The 23,354-nt window shown below is 71.4% G+C and carries 25 protein-coding genes and 2 pseudogenes; 19 read left to right on the forward strand and 8 right to left on the reverse strand.

Translation table 11 applies throughout. The annotated features are described in order from the left end of the window. Positions 1 to 16: 16 nt before the first annotated feature. On the forward strand, positions 17 to 394 hold the full coding sequence (locus tag DJ476_RS27485) for a hypothetical protein (RefSeq protein ID WP_093749371.1): 378 nt from the start codon (positions 17 to 19) through the stop codon (positions 392 to 394). A 58-nt stretch (positions 395 to 452) separates the two neighbouring features. Here DJ476_RS27485 and DJ476_RS27490 read toward each other — a convergent pair whose 3' ends face one another. From DJ476_RS27490 to DJ476_RS27500, 3 genes are all read right to left on the reverse strand, one after another. Then, a complete protein-coding gene (locus DJ476_RS27490; protein ID WP_093749370.1) occupies positions 453 to 1,460 on the reverse strand; it encodes a COX15/CtaA family protein in 1,008 nt (335 codons plus the stop codon). A gap of 86 nt (positions 1,461 to 1,546) precedes the next feature. Beyond that, positions 1,547 to 2,314, reverse strand: a complete 768-nt coding sequence (locus DJ476_RS27495) for an ABC transporter permease (RefSeq protein WP_112491786.1) — start codon at positions 2,312 to 2,314, stop codon at positions 1,547 to 1,549. Next, positions 2,311 to 3,237 (reverse strand): ABC transporter ATP-binding protein, encoded by a 927-nt coding sequence (locus DJ476_RS27500; RefSeq protein ID WP_103418735.1) that lies wholly within the window; start codon positions 3,235 to 3,237, stop codon positions 2,311 to 2,313. The genes DJ476_RS27495 and DJ476_RS27500 overlap by 4 nt, the downstream gene beginning before the upstream one ends. 136 nt (positions 3,238 to 3,373) lie before the next feature. Between DJ476_RS27500 and DJ476_RS27505 the strand changes: the two genes are divergently transcribed. The 9 genes from DJ476_RS27505 to DJ476_RS27545 all read left to right on the forward strand — a co-directional run bounded on the left by DJ476_RS27505 (position 3,374) and on the right by DJ476_RS27545 (position 10,390). Beyond that, positions 3,374 to 4,117, forward strand: coding sequence for a helix-turn-helix transcriptional regulator (locus DJ476_RS27505; protein ID WP_070203746.1), 744 nt, complete (start codon positions 3,374 to 3,376; stop codon positions 4,115 to 4,117). Then, complete coding sequence (gene sufB / locus DJ476_RS27510) at positions 4,114 to 5,535, forward strand: Fe-S cluster assembly protein SufB (RefSeq protein WP_103418737.1); 1,422 nt, start codon at positions 4,114 to 4,116, stop codon at positions 5,533 to 5,535. The genes DJ476_RS27505 and sufB overlap by 4 nt, the downstream gene beginning before the upstream one ends. Before the next feature lie 100 nt (positions 5,536 to 5,635). Continuing rightward, complete coding sequence (gene sufD / locus DJ476_RS27515) at positions 5,636 to 6,817, forward strand: Fe-S cluster assembly protein SufD (protein ID WP_103418738.1); 1,182 nt, start codon at positions 5,636 to 5,638, stop codon at positions 6,815 to 6,817. Next, positions 6,817 to 7,134 (forward strand): bifunctional 3-phenylpropionate/cinnamic acid dioxygenase ferredoxin subunit, encoded by a 318-nt coding sequence (locus tag DJ476_RS27520; protein WP_018488137.1) that lies wholly within the window; start codon positions 6,817 to 6,819, stop codon positions 7,132 to 7,134. The genes sufD and DJ476_RS27520 overlap by 1 nt, the downstream gene beginning before the upstream one ends. A gap of 7 nt (positions 7,135 to 7,141) precedes the next feature. Further along, positions 7,142 to 7,906, forward strand: a complete 765-nt coding sequence (sufC, locus tag DJ476_RS27525) for a Fe-S cluster assembly ATPase SufC (RefSeq protein ID WP_018488138.1) — start codon at positions 7,142 to 7,144, stop codon at positions 7,904 to 7,906. After that, the gene (locus DJ476_RS27530) at positions 7,903 to 9,171 is read left to right on the forward strand and encodes a cysteine desulfurase (RefSeq protein ID WP_103418739.1); all 1,269 of its coding nucleotides are present in this window, start codon (positions 7,903 to 7,905) and stop codon (positions 9,169 to 9,171) included. The genes sufC and DJ476_RS27530 overlap by 4 nt, the downstream gene beginning before the upstream one ends. Positions 9,172 to 9,181: 10 nt before the next feature. Then, entirely contained in the window at positions 9,182 to 9,637 is a 456-nt protein-coding gene (sufU, locus tag DJ476_RS27535; RefSeq protein ID WP_277627680.1) for a Fe-S cluster assembly sulfur transfer protein SufU, read from the forward strand. Continuing rightward, on the forward strand, positions 9,634 to 9,972 hold the full coding sequence (locus tag DJ476_RS27540) for a metal-sulfur cluster assembly factor (protein ID WP_003969897.1): 339 nt from the start codon (positions 9,634 to 9,636) through the stop codon (positions 9,970 to 9,972). The genes sufU and DJ476_RS27540 overlap by 4 nt, the downstream gene beginning before the upstream one ends. 52 nt (positions 9,973 to 10,024) lie before the next feature. Continuing rightward, positions 10,025 to 10,390, forward strand: a complete 366-nt coding sequence (locus tag DJ476_RS27545) for a VOC family protein (protein WP_103418741.1) — start codon at positions 10,025 to 10,027, stop codon at positions 10,388 to 10,390. Between the two features lie 9 nt (positions 10,391 to 10,399). On the opposite strand, the gene DJ476_RS27550 is transcribed toward DJ476_RS27545, so the two are convergent. Beyond that, the gene (locus DJ476_RS27550; RefSeq protein WP_112491787.1) at positions 10,400 to 11,383 is read right to left on the reverse strand and encodes a hypothetical protein; all 984 of its coding nucleotides are present in this window, start codon (positions 11,381 to 11,383) and stop codon (positions 10,400 to 10,402) included. A gap of 374 nt (positions 11,384 to 11,757) precedes the next feature. Here DJ476_RS27550 and DJ476_RS27560 point away from each other — a divergent pair, with 374 nt between their 5' ends. Together DJ476_RS27560 and DJ476_RS27565 are read left to right on the forward strand one after the other, a co-directional pair. Beyond that, positions 11,758 to 12,084 carry a DMT family transporter gene (locus tag DJ476_RS27560; RefSeq protein WP_018488143.1) on the forward strand — a complete coding sequence of 109 codons (327 nt, stop codon included), beginning with the start codon at positions 11,758 to 11,760 and terminating at the stop codon, positions 12,082 to 12,084. After that, on the forward strand, positions 12,084 to 12,656 hold the full coding sequence (locus DJ476_RS27565) for a TetR/AcrR family transcriptional regulator (RefSeq protein WP_103418744.1): 573 nt from the start codon (positions 12,084 to 12,086) through the stop codon (positions 12,654 to 12,656). Before DJ476_RS27560 ends, DJ476_RS27565 begins: the two co-directional genes overlap by 1 nt. A 100-nt stretch (positions 12,657 to 12,756) precedes the next feature. Here the strand turns inward: DJ476_RS27565 and DJ476_RS27570 are convergent, their stop codons facing one another. Then, on the reverse strand, positions 12,757 to 13,632 hold the full coding sequence (locus tag DJ476_RS27570; protein WP_103418745.1) for a winged helix-turn-helix transcriptional regulator: 876 nt from the start codon (positions 13,630 to 13,632) through the stop codon (positions 12,757 to 12,759). 118 nt (positions 13,633 to 13,750) lie between these two features. Here DJ476_RS27570 and DJ476_RS27575 point away from each other — a divergent pair, with 118 nt between their 5' ends. Both DJ476_RS27575 and dapD read left to right on the forward strand, forming a co-directional pair. After that, on the forward strand, positions 13,751 to 14,995 hold the full coding sequence (locus DJ476_RS27575; RefSeq protein ID WP_112491789.1) for an MFS transporter: 1,245 nt from the start codon (positions 13,751 to 13,753) through the stop codon (positions 14,993 to 14,995). Positions 14,996 to 15,005: 10 nt separating this feature from the next. Continuing rightward, positions 15,006 to 16,003: pseudogene (gene dapD / locus DJ476_RS27580) on the forward strand (2,3,4,5-tetrahydropyridine-2,6-dicarboxylate N-succinyltransferase). Between the two features lie 19 nt (positions 16,004 to 16,022). On the opposite strand, the gene dapA reads toward dapD, so the two are convergent. Continuing rightward, on the reverse strand, positions 16,023 to 16,910 hold the full coding sequence (dapA, locus tag DJ476_RS27585) for a 4-hydroxy-tetrahydrodipicolinate synthase (RefSeq protein ID WP_112491790.1): 888 nt from the start codon (positions 16,908 to 16,910) through the stop codon (positions 16,023 to 16,025). Between the two features lie 218 nt (positions 16,911 to 17,128). On the opposite strand from dapA, the gene DJ476_RS27590 reads away from it, so the two are divergent. From DJ476_RS27590 to DJ476_RS34660, 4 genes are all read left to right on the forward strand, one after another. After that, positions 17,129 to 17,737, forward strand: a complete 609-nt coding sequence (locus DJ476_RS27590; protein ID WP_112491791.1) for a DUF4232 domain-containing protein — start codon at positions 17,129 to 17,131, stop codon at positions 17,735 to 17,737. 182 nt (positions 17,738 to 17,919) lie between these two features. Continuing rightward, positions 17,920 to 18,630: an antibiotic biosynthesis monooxygenase gene (locus DJ476_RS27595; protein ID WP_112491792.1), complete on the forward strand. Its 711-nt coding sequence runs from the start codon at positions 17,920 to 17,922 to the stop codon at positions 18,628 to 18,630. 97 nt (positions 18,631 to 18,727) lie between these two features. Then, positions 18,728 to 20,200 carry a hypothetical protein gene (locus tag DJ476_RS27600; protein ID WP_112491793.1) on the forward strand — a complete coding sequence of 491 codons (1,473 nt, stop codon included), beginning with the start codon at positions 18,728 to 18,730 and terminating at the stop codon, positions 20,198 to 20,200. A 261-nt stretch (positions 20,201 to 20,461) separates the two neighbouring features. Further along, entirely contained in the window at positions 20,462 to 20,692 is a 231-nt protein-coding gene (locus DJ476_RS34660) for a hypothetical protein (protein ID WP_003969918.1), read from the forward strand. A gap of 62 nt (positions 20,693 to 20,754) precedes the next feature. Here the strand turns inward: DJ476_RS34660 and DJ476_RS27605 are convergent, their stop codons facing one another. Together DJ476_RS27605 and DJ476_RS27610 are read right to left on the reverse strand one after the other, a co-directional pair. Next, positions 20,755 to 21,963 (reverse strand): TerD family protein, encoded by a 1,209-nt coding sequence (locus tag DJ476_RS27605; protein WP_208853536.1) that lies wholly within the window; start codon positions 21,961 to 21,963, stop codon positions 20,755 to 20,757. A 79-nt stretch (positions 21,964 to 22,042) separates the two neighbouring features. Continuing rightward, positions 22,043 to 22,369 (reverse strand): LysR substrate-binding domain-containing protein, encoded by a 327-nt coding sequence (locus DJ476_RS27610; protein WP_404827596.1) that lies wholly within the window; start codon positions 22,367 to 22,369, stop codon positions 22,043 to 22,045. A 6-nt stretch (positions 22,370 to 22,375) separates the two neighbouring features. Here DJ476_RS27610 and DJ476_RS27615 point away from each other — a divergent pair. Next, positions 22,376 to 23,341: pseudogene (locus DJ476_RS27615) on the forward strand (SfnB family sulfur acquisition oxidoreductase); the annotation flags it as partial. Positions 23,342 to 23,354 lie beyond the last annotated feature (13 nt).

The following is a 23,354-nucleotide window of genomic DNA, read 5'->3' on the forward strand; positions in this document are numbered from 1 at the left end:
CGGTAGCATCTTGTTCATGGCAGAGACGGCAGCAGACGCAGCAGAGACCGGGCAGACCTCCCGGAGCGACGCCCGGAAGGCGGCCCGCGCGGAGCGCAGGGCGGCGAGGCTGGCCCGCGAGATCGGGGCCTTCGCCAAGGAGCACGGCGGCGCCGAGGGGCAGCTCGCCTACATCGGTGAGGCCGGCGCCCGCATCGTCCTGGTCGGCCAGGACGGCGCCTGGGGCGACCTGGTGGCCCCGACGTACGCCGTGGCCGAGAACGCGGTGGAGAAGTCCGGCATCACGGTCCACGAGGAGTTCGACGGCGACTTCGCCCTCAAGGTCCGCACCGGCCCGTACGAGTGGTCGCGGATGGCCGGGATCCAGGTCGGCGGCCCGTCCAACGACAGCTGAGCCGTACGCGAAAGGGGCGGCGGGCACACGGCCCGCCGCCCCTTCGTCGTACTAACTCCTAGACCGCCTGCGCGGACGCCGAGGGCTGCTGCTCCTGCTGCCCGCGCTCCCCGGCGGAGGACGGGCCCGGCAGCGGGGCCGGGGCGTCGTCGCCGCGCTCGCGCATGCTCATCACCAGGCGGATCACGGCGATCCACATGATGGCCGAGCCGAACATGTGGATGCCGACCAGGATCTCGGGGACGTCGGTGAAGTACTGGACGTACCCGATCGCGCCTTGGGCGAGCAGCACCACCAGCAGGTCGCGGGCGCGGGCCCGGGTGTCGGCGGGGGCGTCGACCACGCGCAGGGCCAGCCACATGGCGATGGCGAGCGCGCAGACCACCCAGGCGGAGATGGCGTGCACATGGGCGGCGGCCGACCAGTCCCACGGCATGCGCGGTACGTCGCTGCTGTCGCCCGCGTGCTTGCCGGAGCCGGTCACCGAGGTGCCCAGCACGATGAGGACCACGGTGGTCGCCACGATCGCCCAGGCGAGCCGGCGCACCGGCAGGGGCGCGCGGGGGCGGGCCGGGCCGTCGCCCTCGCCGATCCGGACCCAGGTGATCACGGTGACCGCGAGCAGCGCGTTGGCGAGCAGGAAGTGCCCGGCCACCGTCCACGGGTTGAGCCCCGCCCAGACGGTGATGCCGCCGAGGACGGCGTTGCCCAGCACGATCCAGAACTGCGACCAGGCCAGCCGGGTCAGCTTGCGGCGGCGCGGCTTCATCGAACTGACGGCGACGATCGCCCAGCCGACGGCCGCCGACAGGACGTACGTCAGCATCCGGTTGCCGAACTCGATCGCGCCGTGCAGCCCCTGCTCGGGGGTGGCGAACAGACTGTCGTCGGTGCACTTGGGCCAGGTGTCGCAGCCGAGGCCCGAACCGGTCAGCCGGACGGCACCGCCGGTGACGATGATCAGGACGCTCATCATGACGGCGGAGAGCGCGGCACGCTTGACGATCCTGGTGGACGGCGTCCAGCGCTTGGCGATGGCAGAGATGGGGGTTTCCACGCGGACCATCGTAGGAGGTGGCTTGTGCACGTTTTCACGAGGGGTGGGTTCGTGCCTCTTGCCCGGGAAGATCCCGTACGGCGGTCCGCCGCGCGCTACTCCCAGTGGAAGAACTTCGCCGCCGCGCCCAGCCCCAGCACCGCCCACACGGCCAGGATCCCGGCCTCGGCCCACGGCATCGCCGCGCCGTGCTGGAGGACGTCCCGCAGGCCCTCCGAGAGCGCCGAGATGGGCAGCAGCCCCAGCACCGACTGCACCGCGTCCGGGAACTTGTCCAGCGGCACGATGACCCCGCCGCCGACCAGCAGCAGCAGGAAGACCAGGTTGGCGGCGGCGAGCGTCGCCTCGGCCTTCAGCGTCCCGGCCATCAGCAGCCCCAGCCCGGAGAACGCGGCCGTCCCGAGGACCAGGAGCAGCAGCACCGAGAGCGGGTTGCCCTGCGGCGACCAGCCGAGCGCGAGGGCGACCGCCGTCAGCAGCACGATCTGGAGCACCTCGGTGACCAGCACCGACAGGGTCTTCGCCGTCATCAGCGCCCAGCGCGGCAGCGGGGAGGCCCCGAGCCGCTTGAGGACCCCGTAACGGCGTTCGAAGCCGGTGGCGATGGCCTGGCCGGTGAAGGCGGTGGACATCACGGCGAGCGCGAGGATGCCCGGGGCCAGGAAGTCGACCGACGCGCCCGAGCCGGTGTCCACGATGTCGACCGCGCTGAACAGCACCAGCAGCAGCGTCGGGATGATCACCGTCAGCAGCAGCTGCTCGCCGTTGCGCAGCAGCATCCGGGTCTCCAGCGCGGTCTGCGCGGCGATCATCCGGGGGAGCGGGGCGGCGCCGGGGCGCGGGGTGTACGTACCGGTGCTCATGCGCGCAGCTCCTTGCCGGTCAGTTCGAGGAAGACGTCCTCCAGGGTGTGCCGCTCCACCGAGATGCCCTCGGGCATCACACCGTGCTGGGCGCACCAGGAGGTGACGGTGGCCAGCAGCTGCGGGTCGACGGCCCCGGAGATGCGGTACGTGCCCGGGAGCGGCTCGGCGGCCTGGGAGCCGTCGGGCAGCGCCTTGACGAGCGAGCCCAGGTCGAGTCCGGGGCGTCCGGTGAAGCGCAGGGTGTTCTCGGCGCCGCCGCGGCAGAGCTGCTCGGGGGAGCCCTGGGCGATGACCCGGCCCGCGTCGATGATCGCCACGTCGTCGGCGAGCGCCTCGGCCTCGTCCATGAAGTGGGTGGTCAGCACCACGGAGACGCCGTCCCCGCGCAGCTCGCGGACCAGGTCCCAGGTGGAGCGGCGGGCCTGTGGGTCGAGCCCGGCGGTCGGCTCGTCCAGGAAGACCAGCTCGGGCCGGCCGACGACCGCGAGGGCCAGGGCGAGGCGCTGCTGCTGGCCGCCGGAGAGCCGACGGTAGGCGGTGCGGCCGCAGGAGCCGAGGCCGAGCCGCTCGATCAGGGCGTCCACGTCCAGCGGGTGGGCGTGCAGCTTCGCCATGTGCCGGAGCATCTCGTCGGCGCGGGCGCCGGAGTAGACGCCGCCGGACTGGAGCATGACCCCGATCCGGGGCCGCAGCCGCTCGGCGTCGACGACCGGGTCGAGCCCGAGGACGCGTACGGTGCCCGCGTCGGGGCGGCGGTAGCCCTCGCAGGTCTCGACGGTGGTGGTCTTCCCGGCGCCGTTCGGGCCGAGGACGGCGGTCACCGCGCCGGTCCGGACCACCAGATCGAGGCCGTCCACCGCGGTCTTCGTGCCGTACCGCTTCACCAGGCCTGTGACCTGTACGACGGGCTCGTTCTCCATGGCTAGGCAGTCTAGGCAGGGGCTCCGGGAGGCCCGGTCCCGGGGCCAGATTAGGTAACCCTAAGTGACGAACCACACCGTAGATCGTTCCGGACCGTGGTTGTCAGGGCCGAATGAATTACGCAACAATGGTGTTGTGAAATACGACGGCGGGGCTCCTCAGGAGGAACTCGCGACCGGTGAGCGCTCGACGCGCAACCGGGTCGCGCGCTCCATCCTGGACCACGGGCCCTCCACCGTCGCGGACCTTGCCAAGCGCCTCGGCCTCACCCAGGCCGCCGTCCGCCGCCACCTGGACGCCCTCGTCTCCGACGATGTCGTCGAAGCCCGTGAACAGCGGGTCTACGGGGCACGGACCCGGGGCAGGCCCGCCAAGGTGTTCGCCCTGACGGACTGCGGCCGGGACGCCTTCGACCAGTCCTACGACAAGCTGGCCGCCGACGCCCTGCGCTTCATCGCCGAATCCGGCGGGGACGAGGCGATCATCGCCTTCGCCCGCGCCCGGATGGCCGCGATGGGCGAGGCGTACCGCGCCGCGGTCGAGGCCGCGGAGCCCGAGCGGCGCACGGAGGCCCTCGCCAGGGCTCTGAGCGCCGACGGGTACGCTGCTACGGCGCGAAGCGCGCCGGGCCCGCAGCAGGGCGAGCAGCTGTGCCAGCACCACTGCCCGGTGGCGCATGTCGCCGAGCAGTTCCCACAGCTGTGCGAGGCGGAGACGGAATTCTTCTCCAGCCTCCTCGGGACCCATGTGCAGCGTCTGGCCACCCTCGCCCATGGCGACGGCGTGTGCACGACATACGTGCCGCGCAGCGGCCAGACAGCACCCCCACAGACCACCCATTCAGCATCTGCAAGCACGGCCGGGAGGAACCCCGCATGACGCTCCCCACGGAGACTGCCCACCCTGAGCTCGAGGGTCTGGGTACGTACGAATTCGGCTGGGCCGACTCCGACGCGGCAGGCGCGGCGGCCAAGCGCGGCCTCTCCGAGGAGGTCGTCCGCGACATCTCGGAGAAGAAGAACGAGCCGGAGTGGATGCTGAAGCTCCGCCTCAAGGGTCTGAAGCTCTTCGGCAAGAAGCCCATGCCCAGCTGGGGCTCGGACCTGTCGGGCATCGACTTCGACAACATCAAGTACTTCGTGCGCTCCACGGAGAAGCAGGCCGCCTCCTGGGAGGACCTGCCCGAGGACATCAAGAACACGTACGACAAGCTCGGCATCCCCGAGGCGGAGAAGCAGCGCCTCGTCGCCGGTGTCGCCGCGCAGTACGAGTCCGAGGTCGTCTACCACCAGATCCGCGAGGACCTGGAGGAGCAGGGCGTCATCTTCCTGGACACCGACACCGCGCTGAAGGAGCACCCGGAGCTCTTCAAGGAGTACTTCGGCACCGTCATCCCGGTCGGCGACAACAAGTTCGCCTCGCTGAACACGGCCGTGTGGTCCGGCGGCTCGTTCATCTACGTGCCCAAGGGCGTCCACGTGGACATCCCGCTCCAGGCCTACTTCCGTATCAACACGGAGAACATGGGCCAGTTCGAGCGGACGCTGATCATCGTCGACGAGGACGCCTACGTCCACTACGTCGAGGGCTGCACCGCCCCGATCTACTCCTCGGACTCGCTGCACAGCGCCGTGGTCGAGATCATCGTGAAGAAGGGCGGCCGCTGCCGCTACACGACCATCCAGAACTGGTCGAACAACGTCTACAACCTGGTCACCAAGCGGGCCGTGGCCTACGAGGGCGCGACCATGGAGTGGGTCGACGGCAACATCGGCTCCAAGGTGACCATGAAGTACCCGGCCGTCTACCTGATGGGCGAGCACGCCAAGGGCGAGACGCTCTCCATCGCCTTCGCGGGCGAGGGCCAGCACCAGGACGCCGGCGCCAAGATGGTCCACATGGCTCCGAACACCTCCTCGAACATCGTCTCCAAGTCGGTGGCGCGAGGCGGCGGCCGCACCTCCTACCGCGGTCTGATCGAGATCGGTGAGGGCGCGCCGGGCGCGAAGTCCAACGTCCTCTGCGACGCTCTGCTCGTCGACACGATCTCCCGCTCGGACACCTACCCGTACGTCGACGTCCGTGAGGACGACGTGTCGATGGGCCACGAGGCGACCGTCTCCAAGGTCTCCGAGGACCAGCTCTTCTACCTGATGAGCCGCGGACTCACCGAGTTCGAGGCCATGGCGATGATCGTGCGTGGCTTCGTCGAGCCGATCGCGAAGGAGCTGCCCATGGAGTACGCCCTGGAGCTCAACCGGCTGATCGAGCTGCAGATGGAGGGTTCGGTCGGCTAGGACCTCCCGCGAGGCCCTGGGGGACGGCTGTTCACCGGCCGTCCCCGCCCCCTACCGGACCACCCCCTTCTTGACTGAGAAAGCGAGCACTACGACAGCCATGGCTGAGGCTCAGAACATCCCGGTGGGCTCCACCACCGCCGGCTCCATCGCGGTGGCCGCCGAGTCGACCGTCGCCACGCGCATGAGCGCACCCCCGTCCTTCGACGTCGCGGACTTCCCCGTCCCGCACGGTCGCGAGGAGGAGTGGCGCTTCACCCCGCTGGAGCGGCTGCGCGGGCTGCACGACGGCACCGCCGTCGCGAACGGCGGCGGCGTGAAGGTCGCGATCGAGGCGCCCGAGGGCGTCACCGTCGAGACCGTCGGCCGCGACGACGCCCGGCTCGGCAAGGCCGGTACGCCGGTGGACCGGGTCGCCGCCCAGGCGTACAGCTCCTTCGAGCAGGCCTCGGTCGTCACCGTCGCCAAGGAGGCCGTGCTCACCGAGCCCATCCGGATCGCCGTGCACGGCGAGGGCGGCACCGCCTTCGGCCACCAGGTCATCGAGCTGAAGCCCTTCGCCGAGGCCGTCGTCGTCATCGACCACACCGGTGACGCGGTGCTCGCCGCCAACGTCGACTACGTGCTGGGCGACGGCGCCAAGCTGACCGTCGTCTCCGTCCAGGACTGGGACGACACGGCCGTCCACGTCGGCCAGCACAACGCGCTGGTCGGCCGGGACGCCTCCTTCAAGTCGATCGTCGTCACCTTCGGCGGCGACCTGGTCCGCCTCCACCCGCGGGTCGCCTACGCGGCGCCCGGCGGCGAGGCGGAGCTCTTCGGTCTGTACTTCACCGACAAGGGCCAGCACCAGGAGCACCGCCTCCTGGTCGACCACAACACCCCGCACTGCAAGTCCAACGCGGTGTACAAGGGCGCACTCCAGGGCGACGGCGCCCACGCCGTCTGGATCGGGGACGTCCTCATCCAGGCCGCGGCCGAGGGCACCGACACCTACGAGATGAACCGGAACCTCGTCCTCACCGACGGCGCCCGGGTCGACTCCGTACCCAACCTGGAGATCGAGACCGGCGAGATCGTCGGCGCCGGCCACGCCTCGGCGACCGGCCGCTTCGACGACGAGCAGCTCTTCTACCTCCAGTCCCGCGGTATCCCGGCCGAGGAGGCCCGCCGCCTGGTCGTGCGCGGCTTCTTCGCCGAGCTGGTCCAGCAGATCGGCCTGCCGGACGTCGAGGAGCGGCTGATCGACAAGATCGAGGCCGAGCTGAAGGCGTCCGTCTGATGGCCTTCGTCAAAGCCTGTGCGCTGAGTGAGCTGGAGGAGGACACCCCCAAACGGGTGGAACTCGACGGCACACCGGTCTCCGTCGTCCGCACCGAGGGCGAGGTGTTCGCGATCAACGACATCTGCTCGCACGCGAACGTCTCCCTCTCCGAGGGCGAGGTGGAGGACTGCGCGATCGAGTGCTGGCTGCACGGATCGGCGTTCGACCTCCGCACCGGCAAGCCGTCCGGCCTTCCCGCGACGCGCCCCGTCCCCGTATACCCCGTAAAGATCGAAGGGGACGATGTGCTCGTCTCCGTCACCCAGGAGTCCTGAGTCACCCATGGCAACGCTTGAAATCCGCGACCTGCACGTCTCCGTCGAGGCCGACAACGCCACGAAGGAGATCCTCAAGGGCGTCGACCTGACCGTGAAGCAGGGCGAGACCCACGCCATCATGGGCCCCAACGGGTCCGGCAAGTCCACCCTCGCGTACTCGCTGGCGGGTCACCCCAAGTACACGATCACCGGCGGTTCGGTCACCCTGGACGGCGAGGACGTCCTGGAGATGTCCGTCGACGAGCGCGCCCGCGCCGGCCTCTTCCTCGCCATGCAGTACCCGGTCGAGATCCCCGGTGTCTCGGTCTCCAACTTCCTGCGCACCTCCGCCACCGCCGTCCGCGGCGAGGCCCCCAAGCTCCGTACGTGGGTCAAGGAGGTCAAGGAGACGATGGCCGGGCTCCAGATGGACCCGTCCTTCGCCGAGCGCAACGTCAACGAGGGCTTCTCCGGCGGTGAGAAGAAGCGCCACGAGATCCTTCAGCTGGAGCTGCTCAAGCCGAAGATCGCCGTCCTGGACGAGACCGACTCCGGCCTGGACGTCGACGCGCTCAAGACCGTCTCCGAGGGCGTCAACCGGGTCCGCGCGACCGGCGAGGTCGGCACGCTGCTGATCACGCACTACACCCGGATCCTGAAGTACATCCAGCCCGACTTCGTGCACGTGTTCGCCAACGGCAGGATCGCCGCCTCCGGTGGCGCCGAGCTGGCCGACCAGCTGGAGAACGAGGGCTACGAGGCATACACGAAGGGTGGCGCTTCCGCGTGACTGACGCCCGACAGGGGCTCACCGGCCTCCTCGACACCGAGGCGATCCGCAAGGACTTCCCGCTCCTGGACCGCACGGTCCACGACGGCAAGAAGATCGTTTACCTGGACTCCGCGGCCACCTCGCAGAAGCCGCGCCAGGTCCTCGACGCGCTCAACACGTACTACGAGCGCCACAACGCGAACGTGCACCGCGGCGTCTACACGATCGCCGAGGAGGCCACCGCGCTGTACGAAGGCGCCCGTGACAAGGTCGCGGCCTTCATCAACGCACCCAGCCGCGACGAGGTGATCTTCACCAAGAACGCCTCGGAGTCGCTCAACCTCGTGGCCAACATGCTCGGCTGGGCGGACGAGCCCTACCGGGTGGACCGCGACACCGAGATCGTCACCACGGAGATGGAGCACCACTCCAACATCGTGCCCTGGCAGCTGCTCTCGCAGCGCACGGGCGCGAAGCTGAAGTGGTTCGGCATCACCGACGACGGCCGGCTCGACCTGTCGAACATCGACGAGATCATCACCGAGAAGACGAAGATCGTCTCCTTCACGCTGGTCTCCAACATCCTGGGCACCGTCAACCCGGTCGAGCAGATCATCCGCCGCGCCCAGCAGGTCGGCGCCCTGGTCTGCATCGACGCCTCGCAGGCCGCCCCGCACATGGTGCTGGACGTGCAGGCGCTCCAGGCCGACTTCGTGGCCTTCACCGGCCACAAGATGGTCGGCCCGACCGGCATCGGCGTGCTCTGGGGACGGCAGGAGCTGCTGGAGGACCTGCCGCCGTTCCTCGGCGGCGGCGAGATGATCGAGACCGTCTCGATGCACTCCTCCACCTACGCCCCGGCGCCGCACAAGTTCGAGGCCGGTACGCCCCCGATCGCGCAGGCCGTCGGCCTCGGCGCGGCCGTGGACTACCTCTCCTCGATCGGCATGGAGAAGATCCACGCCCACGAGAAGGCGATCACCGAGTACGCGGTGAAGCGCCTCCTGGAGGTCCCGGACCTGCGGATCATCGGCCCGGCGACGGCCGAGGACCGCGGGGCGACGATCTCCTTCACGCTCGGGGACATCCACCCGCACGACGTGGGCCAGGTCCTCGACGAACTGGGCATCGCCGTCCGGGTCGGCCACCACTGTGCCCGCCCGGTCTGCCTGCGGTACGGAATTCCCGCGACGACGCGAGCGTCGTTCTATCTGTACTCCACGCCCGCCGAGGTCGACGCACTGGTGGACGGGCTGGAGCACGTCCGGAACTTCTTCGGCTGAGGGCTGACTGGTGAAGCTTGATTCCATGTACCAGGAAGTGATCCTGGACCACTACAAGCACCCCCACGGGCGCGGCCTGCGGGACGGCGACGCCGAGGTGCACCACGTCAACCCGACGTGCGGCGACGAGATCACTCTCCGGGTCAAGTACGACGGCGAGACCATCGCCGACGTCAGCTACGAGGGCCAGGGCTGCTCGATCAGCCAGGCCAGTGCCTCCGTACTGAACGAGCTGCTGGTCGGCAAGGAGCTGACCCAGGCGCGGATGATCCAGGACACCTTCCTGGAGCTGATGCAGTCCAAGGGCCAGCTGGAGCCGGACGACGCGATGGAGGAGGTGCTGGAGGACGCGGTCGCGTTCGCCGGCGTCTCCAAGTACCCCGCCCGGGTCAAGTGCGCGCTGCTGAGCTGGATGGCGTGGAAGGACGCGACGGCCAAGGCGCTGTCCGAAGGGAAGACCGCATGAGCGACAACGAGACCGCGACCATGAAGCCGGCCTCCGAGGAGGAGGTCCGCGAGGCGCTGTACGACGTCGTCGACCCCGAGCTGGGCATCGACGTCGTCAACCTGGGCCTGATCTACGGCATCCACGTCGACGACGCCAACATCGCCACCCTCGACATGACCCTCACGTCCGCGGCCTGCCCGCTGACCGACGTCATCGAGGACCAGGCGAAGTCCGCCACGGACGGCATCGTCAACGAGCTCCGGATCAACTGGGTCTGGATGCCGCCGTGGGGCCCGGACAAGATCACGGACGACGGCCGCGAGCAGCTGCGCGCGCTGGGGTTCAACGTCTGACGCGCCCTGAGCATCACGGATACGGCCATGCCCGCCAGTCATACTGGCGGGCATGGCCGTATCCCTGTACCACCTCGCCGTCGACTCCCACGACCTGCCGCTCATGGCCCGCTTCTGGAGCGCGGTACTCGACTGGAAGATCCTCTACGAGGACGAGCACGAGATCGTCATCGGCGCCCACGAGACCGCGCTGCCCGGCATGTGCTTCCTCCCTGTGCCGGAGGAGAAGACCGTCAAGAACCGGCTGCACATCGATCTGACCCCCGACGACCAGGCCGCCGAGGTCGAGCGGATCATCGCGCTCGGCGCACGGCGGCTGGACGTCGGGCAGGGGCCGGAATCCACCTGGGTGGTGCTGGCAGATCCCGAGGGCAACGAGTTCTGCGTGCTGCGGCCCAAGCGGACGCTGACGGACTGAGACCGGGCCCTACGCGGGGGCGGCCGGCGGCGGGCCGTACTGCTCGGGCGGGGGCTGGGCCGCCGCCTCCGTCAGGACCTGGGCCAGGTTCTCCTTGCGGATACGCAGGTCCACGTAGAGCAGGCCGGTCACCAGCGGCGGGAAGATCGACGAGAAGAGCTGGCTCACCAGGCCGCTGACCATGGACAGCACCATGAAGCCCGCGAACAGGGCGATGATCTCGCCGCCGCTCGGTTCACCCATCGTGTTGGGGTCCTCGAACGCGCCGGGGAGCATCCCCATCGCCTGGAACGGCAGCTGGACCAGGTAGCCGACCATGGAGGCGAGGGCGTAGGCGAGCAGGCCGACGCCGAAGACCCGCCACCAGTCGCCGCGGACCAACTCGGCCGAGCGGCGCAGGGCCGCGACCGGCCGCTGTCCCTCGAAGACCACGATCGTGGGGGCCAGCGAGAACTTCACCATCAGCCAGACGGCGAGCGGGGTGAGGGCGAGCCAGCCGAGAAGGGCGGAGAGCAGCAGCGGAAGCACGGAGTCCGTGTCGCCCAGGGTGACCAGGTAGATCACGGCCGCCACCATCGTCGCCATCGCGAGCACGAAGGGGACGAAGATGATCAGCCCCACCAGGAACACCGTCCCGATCATCGCCCAGACCCGGGACCAGGCGCGGCGCCAGACGGTGCCGAAGCCGATCGGGCGGCCGAGGACGGCCTCCTGGAGGACCACCGGGACCGCCGCCTGGACGACGGCCGACGCCAGCAGGTAGGCGAGGACGCCCAGGACCATCAGGACGCCGAACGCGATGCCCAGCGGGACCAGTTGGGCGGTGTCCGGGTCGCCGGGGCCGGTGAGGTCGTCCCAGTTGGCCGCGACGGTGGAGAAGGCGATGGCCACCCCGATGCCCATCACCACCGTCGCCGCGCCGAAGAGCGCCAGGGCGATGCCGACCAGCGGCTTCCAGTAGCGGCCGATCGTGGTGAAGGCGCCGCTGAGCATGTCCGAGACCCTCAGCGGCGCCAGGGGTATCACCCCCGGCTTGGGCGGCGCCCAGCCGCCGTACCAGCCGCCGGGCCCCGGGCCGGGGCCGTACCCGCCCGGTCCGCCCGGCCCTGGTCCGCCTTGTCCTGGTCCGCCTTGTCCTGGTCCGCCCGGTCCCTGCGCACCCCCGTGGGAGGGTCCCCCACCGTGGGGCGCGGCCCCCTGCGGGCCACCGCCCCACCCTGCGTCCTGCGCCACTGCGTCTCCCCGTGATCTCGTCGGCCCGTGCTGGGTGCCGGGCCGTTCCGTTCCGTCGGTCGGGACACCGTAGCGCCCCCGACGTGGGCCGATGATATGTACATTCGTACGCAACGATGCGTACTCTCGTACACATGGGATACGCATACGGACTGCTGGCCGCTGCGATCGCGGCGGAGGTGGCCGGGACGACGGCCATGAAGTACAGCGAGGGCTTCACCCGGCTCTGGCCCTCGATCGGCACGGCGGTGGGCTATCTCATCGCCTTCACCCTGCTCGCCCAGACCCTCAAGACCCTCTCCGTGGGCACCGCCTACGCGATCTGGGCCGGTGTCGGCACAGCGGCCGTGGCCCTCATCGGCATCCTGTTCATGGGGGAGTCCAGCAGTCTGGTCAAGATCGTGGGGGTCGGTCTGATCGTCGTCGGGGTCGTCGTGCTCAATCTGGGGGGAGCGCACTGATGGCCCGCCGGTACGACCCCGACCGGCGTACGCGGATCATCGACGCGGCGCTGCGGGTGATCGTGGCCGACGGGATAGCCGGGCTCAGCCACCGGTCCGTGGCCGCCGAGGCGGACGTGCCGCTCGGCTCGACCACGTACCACTTCGGTTCGCTCGACGAGCTGCTGACGGCCGCCCTGCGCCGGTCCAACGAGAACTTCGCCCAGGCGCTGCGTGACAGCGAGGTCTGCGCCGGTGACGCGGACGGGGGTGAGGGTGCCTCCTCCGGTGCCCGGCTCGCCGATGAGCTGACCCGGTTGCTGGGGGAGTGGTTCGCGGGGGAGCGGGGTGCGATCGAGCTGGAGTACGAGCTGTATCTCGCCGCCCTGCGCCGCCCGGCCCTGCGCCCCGTCGCCGCCGAGTGGACCACGTCGGCGGTCGAGCTGCTGTCCACGCGGACCGACCCGGCCACCGCGCGGGCGCTGGTCGCGCTGATGGACGGCGTCTGCCTCCAGGTGCTGCTGACCGGCTCCGCCTTCGACGCGGAGTACACCCGCGAGATGCTGACCCGGGTCGTGGACGGGTGCGCCTGAGGGGGTTCGCCTGGACCGGCGCTGCTCGGCGGGGTGATCCCGCCTGTCCCCACCGGTCCGCCCGGCCCCACTGGCCCGTCCGGCCACGCCCCGTGCGGGGTCAGCCCAGCGCCCGTACCGTCTCCAGCGCCGTCCGCACGCTCGCCTCGATGTCCGTGATCGGGTACAGCACCTGCCGGACCGTCCGCTCCCGGTCCACCACCAGCGTCAGCCGCTTGAGCCGGCTCACCCCCGCCGCCCGGAACGTCGGCAGCCGCAGGGCCGCCGTCAGCGTCAGGTCCGCGTCCGAGAGCAGCGGGAAGCGCAGCCCCTCCTTCTCCGCGAAGGCGCGCTGCTCGTCCGGGCGCTGCACGGAGACCCCGTGCACGGTGGCTCCGGCGGCCGTGAACTCGGCCAACTGGTCGCGGTACGTGCACGATTCGAGGGTGCAGCCGCTCGCCCCCGGGATCCCGGCCCACCCTGGCGGATAGGCGTCCGCGCGGGCGTAGGCGCTGGGGAAGCAGTACAGAACGGTGTACGGGGTGTCCGCCACCGGATCGTGCCGCTCCCCGTCCGCCCCCGTGAGCGCCAGCTCCGGCACCCGCGTCCCCAGCAGTCCGGCCACCCGGTCCGCCTCCCGTGAGGCCTCCGCCGTCGTCGCCATCGTCTCCCCTTCCCCCAGTACCCACGCGTCGCCCCAGTCCTGGAGCGCGATCAGGACGGGCAGCAGCGCGCGGCCGCGCGGGGTGAGGCGGTACTCGTACCGCACCGGGCGCTCCTGGTACGGCTCCCGCGCCAGCACCCCCGCCTCCACCAGCAGCCGCAGCCGCTCCGTGAGGACCTTGCGCGAGACGCCCAGCTCCTGCTGGAGCGCGTCGAACCGGTGCACCCCGCGTGCGGTGTCCCGCACGATCAGCAGGGTCCACCAGTCACCGACGACGTCGAGCGCCTGGGCGATCGAGCAGTCGGCATCGGCCAGGCTGGTGCGCTGAGCCATGGGCCCCGTCCTCTCCGTCGCTGTCGCGTACCGCCCTCCGTCATGCGGTTGACCTTGATGGAACCATGCTGCCATAGTCCGTTCCCTCAGGGAACTTACTACGGGGGGCGTCACGACCATGGGCATGGTGCGCGGAGTGCCGCGGACAGTACGGCTGCTGGCGCTCGGGGTGTTCCTCAACGCCGTCGTCAGCATCACGTTCGTCTTTCTCTTCCTCTACCTCGTCGGTCCGCGCGGCCTCTCCACCACCCAGGCCGGGGTGATCAGCGGGATCGGCGGCATCGGCCTGGTCGCGGGGAACTTCACCGGCGGCTGGTTCGGGGACCGCCTCGGCCACCGCCGGGCGCTGCTGGCCGGTGCCTGCGTCAGCGGGGCCGCCCTCGTGGTCCTGCCCGTCCTGCCGGTCGCCGCGCTGTACGGGGTGCTGCCGTTCGCCCAGTACGCCGCCGGGGTCGTCCGCTCCGCCAACGCGGCCCTCGTCGCGGTCTCGGTGCCCGAGGGCGGGGACCGGCGCCAGAGCTTCGCCCTCACCCGGTTCGCCGCCAACGGGGGCTTCGCCATCGGCCCGCCGCTCGGCGCTCTGGTCGCCACCCGGTTCTCGTACGACTGGCTCTTCGTCGCGGACGGGGCCGGCACCCTGCTCTTCGCCCTGTACGCCGCCCGCATCCTGCCCGCCCGGAGCAGCGCCCACTCCGCGCCCTCCCACGACCCGGACGCGCCGGGCGTGTGGCGCGAACTGCGGGCCAGGCCCGCGGTGCTGGTGCTGCTCGCCGCGATCGTCTGCGTCGACCTCGTCTACCGCCAGCAGTACGCGACCCTGCCTGTCTTCCTCGCGGACCACGGGCACGGCCCCCAGCTCTACGGCTGGCTGCTCGCCATCAACGGCGGGGTCATCCTCTGCCTCGAACTGCCCGCCGCCCACGTGCTGCGCAGACGCGCTCCGCTCGGTGTGGTCGGGGTGGGGCTGCTCCTCGTCGGACTCGGCTACGCCGTGCTCATCCCCGGGGCGGGCGTGCTCTTCGCTGTTGCCATGATGCTCTCGCTGACGCTCGGGGAGGTCCTCTACAAGACGCCCGCCACCGCGTACGTCGCCGACCAGGCGCCCGCCCACGCACAGGGCCGCTTCCAGAGCCTGTACGCCGGTGCATCGATCAGCGGCCAGGTCCTCGCGCCACCCCTGGGCGCCGCCCTGTACGCGGTGGCTCCCGCCCTGCTCTGGCCGGTGTGCGCCCTGCTCGCGGCGGGCGCCGGGGCGGCCGTGCTGGCGGCGCGGCGGCTGCCCGGACCGGGGGAGAAGGCGCGGATCGCGGCGAACGTGCCGGAAGCTGAGACCGGTTCGCCCGAGCGGGCCCCGGCCGGTTAGGTTTCTGTCCATGACCGACACGACTTCCCAGGCCACTTCCCGTACCACCGGCGCCGTCGCCGCCGGCCTCGCCACCGTCGCCGGTGACGGCACCGTCCTCGACACCTGGTTCCCCGCCCCCGAGCTCACGCCCGAGCCCGGCCCGGCCGGTACGACGCGGCTCACCCCGGACGAGGCCGTCAACCGCCTCGGTGAGGGCGCCGCCAAGGCCATCGGCGTGGACGCCCGGCGCGGGGTCGAGGTCGTCGCCGTCTCCACGGTCATCTCCTCGCTGGAGGACAAGCCCCTCGACGCGCACGACGCGTACCTGCGCCTGCACCTGCTCTCGCACCGGCTCGTCCAGCCGCACGGCCAGAACCTGGACGGCCTCTTCGGCCTGCTCGCCAACGTCGCCTGGACCTCGCTCGGCCCGGTCGCCGTCGACGACCTGGAGCGGGTCCGCCTCAACGCCCGCGCCGAGGGGCTGCACCTCCAGGTGACCTCGGTCGACAAGTTCCCGCGCATGACGGACTACGTGGCCCCAAGGGCGTGCGCATCGCGGACGCCGACCGGGTCCGCCTCGGCGCGCACCTCGCCGCCGGGACCACCGTCATGCACGAGGGCTTCGTCAACTTCAACGCCGGCACGCTCGGCACCTCCATGGTCGAGGGCCGCATCTCCGCGGGCGTCGTCGTGGGCGACGGCTCCGACATCGGCGGCGGCGCCTCCACCATGGGCACCCTCTCCGGCGGTGGCAACGTCCGCATCGTCATCGGTGAGCGCTGCCTGGTCGGCGCCGAGGCGGGCGTCGGCATCGCGCTCGGCGACGAGTGCGTCGTGGAGGCCGGGCTGTACGTCACCGCCGGCACCCGCGTCACGCTGCCGGACGGCCAGGTCGTCAAGGCCCGCGAACTCTCCGGCGCCTCCAACATCCTCTTCCGCCGCAACTCGGTCACCGGCACGGTCGAGGCCCGCCCGAACAACGCGGTGTGGGGCGGGCTGAACGAGGTCCTGCACGCCCACAACTGACCCCTTCCCGGGGTCAGGATCAGGCCGCGAGGAGTTCCTCGTACGCCGCGCGCAGCCCGTCGACCGCCTCGCGGCCGGCGGGCTGCAGCGGTTCCCGGACCGGGCCCGCGTCCAGCAGGGCCTTCACGGTGACGGTGCCGGGCAGGCCGCCCGCCATCATCAGCTCGACCAGCCGGACCGTGAGCCCGTTGAGCCGGGTGGCCTCGGCGGTGCGCCCCGCGTCGAACGCGTCCAGCGGTGCCCGCATGCGGCGCGGGGCCACGTTGGCGACGGTGCTCACATAGCCCGCGCCGCCGACCGCGTACAGCGGGAGGTTCAGCTCCTCGCACCCCGAGTAGTACGCCAGCGAGGTCCGCGCCAGCACCTTCGTCGACCCGAGCAGGTCGTACGCGCAGTCCTTTACCGCCACGATCCGCGGATGGTCCGCCAGCCGCAGCAGGGTCTCCGGCTCGATCCGGACGCCGGTGCGGCCGGGGATGTCGTACAGCATCAGCGGTACGCCGGTGGCCTCCGCGATCCGCAGGAAGTACGCCTCCACGGCCCCCTGCGGCGGTCGGCTGTAGTACGGGGGCACCACCAACAGCCCGTCCGCGCCCGCCTCTTCGGCCTCACGCGCCAGCCGTACCGCGTGCGCGGTGTCCGCGCTGCCGACGCCCGAGAGCAGCGGCACCCCGGCACCGACCTCCGCCCGCACGGCCCGCAGCAGCTCAGCCTTCTCCGCGTCCGAGGTGGTGGGCGACTCGCCGGTGGTCCCGCTGAGCACCAGCCCGTCGCACCCCTCGGCCACCAGATGCGCGGCGTGGGCGCGGGCGGCACCGAGGTCCAGCGCCCCGGTGGCGGTAAACGGCGTGATCATGGCGCAGAGCGTGCGGCCGAAGGGGCGGGGGCGGGGCGCGGTGGGAGTCATGCCCGAAGTGTCGGCTCCGGCGACCGTGAAGGTCCACTTAGATCTGCTTGCCGGGATCGAGAAGAGATGCTGAACAGTGTGATGGGGGCGCCCGGCACTGACATGATCGAACAACTGGACGGCGTACGGCGTGTACGGCGGGGGCTGCGGTGAGGGGCGGGCGAGCAACGGTGAACGGTACGGGCGAGCGGACGCGGGGGCCGGTTCCTCCGGCGGGGGTGCTGCTGGCGGCGGTGGCCGCCCTGGTGCTGACCGGCTGTGCGGGATTTCTGGTTCCGGCCGGCGAGGGGGAACCCGAGCCCACCCCGACGCCCGCACCCACTCTCTCCGCCGCCGCTACGCCCCGTCCGCCCGCTGCCGCTGCGCCGGTCGCGGAGGAACCCGACCCGTCCCCCACCCCCACCGAGGAGTGCCCCGCCTCCGGGGCCGTGGTGACCATGGGGGAGGTGCAGGCCCTGCTGATGAGCCGCGCGGTCGTCCTCACCCTGACCAACTGCGGCTCCACGCCCTACCGGGTCGACGGCTACCCCTCGGTCCAGGCGCTCGGCGAGGACGGCGAGCGCCTCCCGGTGAAGGTCAACCCGGCGGGCTCGAAGTTCGGCCGCGACCACGGTCCCGAGGCGCTCACCCTGAAACCGGGCGGCACCGCGCGGTCGGTCCTCGCCTGGGTCTCCACCCAGGAGGGCGGCGAACTCGTCATGGCCGACGCCCTGGAGCTGGCCGCCGCTCCCGACGCCGGGGCGCGGGTCTACCGGCTGGAGGGCCACGACATCCGGTACATGGACGAGCTGAACATGACGGCCTGGCGGGCCGAGCTGCCCGAGTGACCGTCCTTGCCCCCCAGTGACCGACCCTGCCTCCCCTCCAGTGAGCGACCCTGTCCTCTCAGTGACCGTCCCTGCCCCCCCCAGCGACCGCCCTTGACCTCGACCGGACTTGAGGTGTGACGGTGGTGGTGACGCCGCACCGACCGGTGCGCGCGACAGCGCGATACCAGGGGAGCGCCACCATGACCGCGACCACGCAGTTCACCGACCGCCCGGATCCGGCCCGCGCCGATGCCGCCATCGCCAAGGTCAGCACCTGGGACGTCGGTACGCCCGAGCGGCAGCGGCAGGCCGTCGACGCCATCCGGACGGCGTGGGAGGGCCGGGAGTGGCCGCACCCCGGGCTGCTCTCGTACAGCGTCCACGCGGGCGAGAACGGGACGACCCTGCTGCACTACTCCCAGTGGACCGGCGAACAGGCCTACCAGGACTTCGTCCGGGAGGGCCGGGACACCCGCAACGCCGACATCGACGCGGCCGTTCCCGGCATCGAACGCCTGGCGCTCCACACGTACGAGCTGTACCGCTCCGGGTTCCGGGCCGAGGGCGACATCCGTGAGCCCGGGTGCGTCGTGATCGTGGACGTGGAGTTCGACGGGCCCGACCCGGACCGGCAACGCGCCTGGATCGACGCCGTGTTCGAGGCGCTCGGCAGCGAGGCCCGGTCGCCCGAGGGGGCCATCGCCGCGTACTTCCACACCGGCACCGACGGCACCCGGGTCCTCAACTACGCGGAGTGGGAGAGTGCCGGGCACCACATCGCGGCCCTCGCCGCACCCGGTGAGGGGATCGGCTCCCCGTCACCGCTGTGGGAACGCGTCCAGACGTACCCGGGGATGACCGGTGGGGGCGTGCACCGGTACACGCCCGCGCTCAGCATGCGGGCGGGGTGAGAGCCGGGTCGGCGCACGGCGAAATGCGCATAGGCTGGGGCGGCTGAACGCGTACGCGCTCCGTACGCCCCCGAGCACGCACCGAGGAGAACCCCCGATGTCCGCAGAGCGCCCCGTCCTGCCGCCGGTACGGCTGAACTCCGAGGCCGAACTGGCGCGGGACGCGCTCGCCGCGCCGCTGTTCGTCCGGGCCGTCCGCCTCGCCCGCTGGGCCGGTCCCGAGACCCGGGTCGGCGCGGGCGGCGAACTCGTCGAGGCCCAACTGCCCGCCGCCGCCGAGCACCTCGGCCTCCCGGCCGACGATGAGGGCGCCGCGTACGCCAGCGAGGCCTGGCGCCTCGCCGTCGACACCGGCCTCCTCGACGTCACCGACCCCGAGGGCGAGGGGGAGGACGACGAGGCCGAGGGCACCGTCACCGCGGGCGAGAACCTGGCGCTGCTCACCACCGGCTCCCCGCAGGAGATCCTGGCCATCTGGCTGGACGGCCTGGACGCCGTGCACGCCGACGCCACCGCCCCCCTCCTGGACGACTTCGCGGACCTCGTCGGCGAGGACGGGTCGATCGACTTCGACGCCCTGGACTGGGACCCGGAGGAGGAGGCGGAGTTCCTCGACGGGGTCCTCGGCAACCTCTACCTCCTCACCCTCGCGGACAACGGCGCGGGCGACGCGCCCGTGCCGCTGCCCGCTCTCGCCGCGTCCATGATCGTCCCCGACGACATGGGCGAGCCCACCGACGACATCCTGGAGCAGGTCTCGGAGGCGATGATGCGCCTCGACGACCAGTTCCGGCTGCTCGAACCCATCGGGATCGTCGAGTACCAGCCGGTGGACGAGGCGCTGATGGCCGAGGCGGGCGACCCGGCGGACACCGCCGCCGGGGCCGACGAGGAGGACGTCACCCGGTACGGGATGGTCCGGCTCACCCCCCTCGGCCTGTACGGCATCCGGGCCCGGATGCTGGAGGCCGGGGCGGCCGCTCCCGCCGTCGGTGACCTCGCGGACAAGGGCGCCGACGCCCTCCTCGACGGCATCGCCTACTACCCCGAGGCCGCCGCCCGCGCCGAGATCCAGCTCTGGCTGGCCGGGCGCGGCGCCGACGGAGCGGTTCCGGCGGCGGCCGAGCTGCTGGCTGCGGCACGCGGTACGGACGAGGGCGCGCCGCTGCGCCGCCTCCACTGCCAGCAGGCGCTCGCCCTCGCCGGTGAGGAGGCCGAACCCGCCGTACGCGCGGTCCTCGGCGATCCGGAACTGGGTGGCCTGGCCCGGGTCTGGCTGGCCGAGCACGGCGCGACCGACGTCCCGGCCCCCTCGGAGACCATGGTCTTCTGGCTGGCCATCGACACCATCGCGGCCCAGCTCGACGCCGACGGCGAACTCGACGAACTCCAGGGTCTGGTCGAGGGCCTCTCCGCCCAGCACACCGGCTTCTTCGACGAGGTCTGGCGCGTCGACCACCCGGCCACCGCCGAGGTGCTGGAGGCCATGGGCCGCCTGCACAGCGACAAGAAGGCGGCCAAGGACGCCCGGAAGGCCGCGTTCAAGGCGCGGTCGCGGGCGGGCGGCTGAGGAGGGGAGCGCAGGGCGTAGCTCTGCTGCCGAGCTCTGCTCCTACCAAGCAGATGTCGGTGGTGAAGCCGATGTCGGCGGCGGAAACGCCACACGTTCGGGGGTGCTTTCCGGGGCCCCGTTCCGTGTGGTTCCGCCGCTCAGGGCCCGGGGAAAGCGCTGACCGGCGCCGGTGGGTGCGGGTCACGAATGCGGTACGTCTGGGGGTCGGGCGGCAAACGGGCATGGCGTCGGGCCTTCACAAGGCGCATACTCGACCTGATGAAACAATCAGCCGGCTCCCGGCGTCACCTGCCGTCCAGTCCCTTCAACCGCCCGGCCCAGGAGGCCCCACCGGTCGAATGCTTCGATGTGGGCGACAGGGTGTCGCACGACCAGTTCGGACTCGGCAGGATTCTTGCTGTCGAGGGCGACAACGACGCGGTCCTCATCGACTTCTCGGGGCGCCAGGGAAGGATCCTGAGCCCCTACTCCAAGCTCACCAAGCTCTGAGAAGCCCGTCTTCCGTCCGGTCCGGGGCACCTGAACCACTGGTTCAGGTGCCCCGGACGCGTCTAGAGCGCCTGGGCGGCGGGCTTCACCATGCCGCGTACGGTGCGTGACTTCACGAACTCGCCCATGGCCGTCATCTCCCACTCACCGCTGAACTGCTTGATCAGCTTGGCCATCATGACGCCGGTCTGCGGCTCGGCGCCGGTGAGGTCGAAGCGGACCAGCTCCTCGCCGGAGGCGTCGTCGATCAGGCGGCAGTAGGCCTTGGCGACCTCGTTGAACTTCTGGCCGGTGAACGAGTTGACCGTGAAGACCAGGCCCGTCGCCTCGGCCGGGATCCGGCCCAGGTCCACGACGATCGTCTCGTCGTCGCCCGCGCCCTCGCCCGTGAGGTTGTCGCCGGAGTGCTTGATCGCCCCGTTCAGGATGGTCAGCTTGCCGAAGTAGCAGCTGTCCAGGTGGTTGCGGTTGGGGCCGTAGGCGATGACCGAGGCGTCCAGGTCGATGTCCTTGCCCCGGAACGCCGGCTCCCAGCCCAGGCCCATCCGGACCCGGGAGAGGAGCGGGGCGCCGCCCTTGACCAGGGAGACGGTCTGGTTCTTCTGGAGGTTGACCCGGCCCTTGTCGAGGTTGATCTTCCCGGCGGCCGCGGGCGGCGCGGCGGGCGGGGCCGGGGGAGCGGCGGGGGCCGGAGGGGCGATCCGCGGGTCGACCGGCGCGGCCACCGGAGCCGGCGGGACGGCGGCCGGGACCGGCGGGGCGGCCGGCTCCTCCTCGACCGAGACGCCGAAGTCCGTGGCGATGCCCGCCAGCCCGTTCGCATAGCCCTGGCCCACCGCGCGGGCCTTCCAGGCACCGTTGCGCAGATAGATCTCGATGACCACGAGCGCCGTCTCGTCGCTCAGCTGAGGCGGGGTGAACGTGGCCAGCGGGGTGCCGTCGTCGGCGTTGCGCACGGTGGCGGTGGGCTCGATGCCCTGGAAGGTCTGTCCTGCGGCGTCGGGGCTCGCGGTGACGACGATCTTCTCGATGCCCGGCGGGACCGCGGCGGTGTCCACCACGATCGCGTCGGGCGCGGAGCCGCCACCGCCGCGATAGGTCACACCCGGGCCCGAGGGCTGGTTGTAGAAGATGAAGTCGTCGTCGGAGCGCACCTTGCCGTCGGCGGTGAGCAGCAGGCCCGAGACGTCGAGCCGCACCGGAGCGGCGACGTCCACCGCCACACGGGCGGCGGAGAGAGGAATGTTCGAGCCGGGGGTCATTGCGGTCATGCACGGGGTAACGAACGACCCCGCTTTGCCGTTCCCTTACCTTTCCCCTCATCCTCGTCCCCGAGCGCCACCGCGGCAGCTACGAGCCGCTCGTACGGTGCGCCTCCGCGCGCTCCACGAAGATCCGGTGCAGATCGCGGGCGGCCCGGGTCACCGAGCCCGAGCGGCTGCGCTGCACCACCAGGAGGACCGTGGTGGTGTCGTCCCGCAGCGGGCGTGCGGTGATCGCGCCGGTGCGCTCCAGAGGGTCCCCGATCACGCTGTAGTCCGGCAGCACGGTGACGCCCAGCCCCTCCGCCACCATCAGCTTGCCCATCTCCGCGCCGTCGGCGGAGTACGAGAACGAGGGCGTCCGGCCCTTCAGCAGCCGGTGCGTGAAGCGGTGCATCAGATAGCCGGAGCGCATCACGATCTGCTCGCCTCCGCCGACGCCAGCCTCGCCCAGATCCCGCAGAGCCACTTCGCGTACGTCAACGTCCTGCGGCAGCAGGGGAGTCCGGAGCAGCAGGCCTTCTTCTTCGCGGAGGTGCTGGCCGGCCGCCGCTTCGGCAACGCCCAGTCCGAGGCCGGGACCAGACACCTCCAGGACATCCGCACCCGGCTGGTGCGCGGCGAAGACGGCTCGTACCTGCTGACCGGCGTGAAGAACTACTCCACCGGCGCCCTCTTCGCCGACTGGATCCCCGTCCTCGCCCGCGCCGACGACGACCTGCTCCATGTCGCGTACGTCCCCGCCGACGCCCCCGGCCTCATCGTCACCGACGACTGGGACGGCATGGGCCAGCGCACGACCGCGAGCGGCACGGTCGAGCTGGCGGACGTCACGGTCCCGGCGGCCCACGTCGTCCCGCACCACCTCACCTTCACCGGCCCCCAACTCCACGGCGCCCTGGCCCAGTTGCTGCACACCGCCATCGGCGTCGGGATCGCGGCGGGCGCGCTGGCCGAGGCGGTGGAATTCGTGAGGACGCGGAGCCGGTCCTGGTTCGAGAGCGGGTACGACACCGCCGCCGAGGACCCCCTCCTCATCCAGCGCTTCGGTGAACTCGACCTCCGCCGCCGGGCCGCCGACGCCCTGCTCGCCACCGCCGCCCGGGCCGTGGACGCGGCACGCGCGGACCTCGACGACGACAGCGCGGCCGAGGCGTCCATCGCGGTCGCGGCGGCGAAGGCGTACGCCGGGAGCGCGGCCCTGGAGATCGCGGACGCGCTCTTCGAGGTCTCCGGCACCCGGGCCGCGCTCGACAGCCTCAACCTTCACCGGCACGGGCGCGACGCCCGCACCCACACCCCGCACGACCCCGCGCGCTGGAAGATCCAGCACCTCGGGCGGTACGTCCTCAACGGCACCCGCCCGCCCCGCCACGGCCTGCTCTGACCTCCCACCCCCT

The sequence above is a fragment of the Streptomyces bacillaris genome, from assembly GCF_003268675.1.
Lineage (GTDB): Bacteria > Actinomycetota > Actinomycetes > Streptomycetales > Streptomycetaceae > Streptomyces > Streptomyces bacillaris.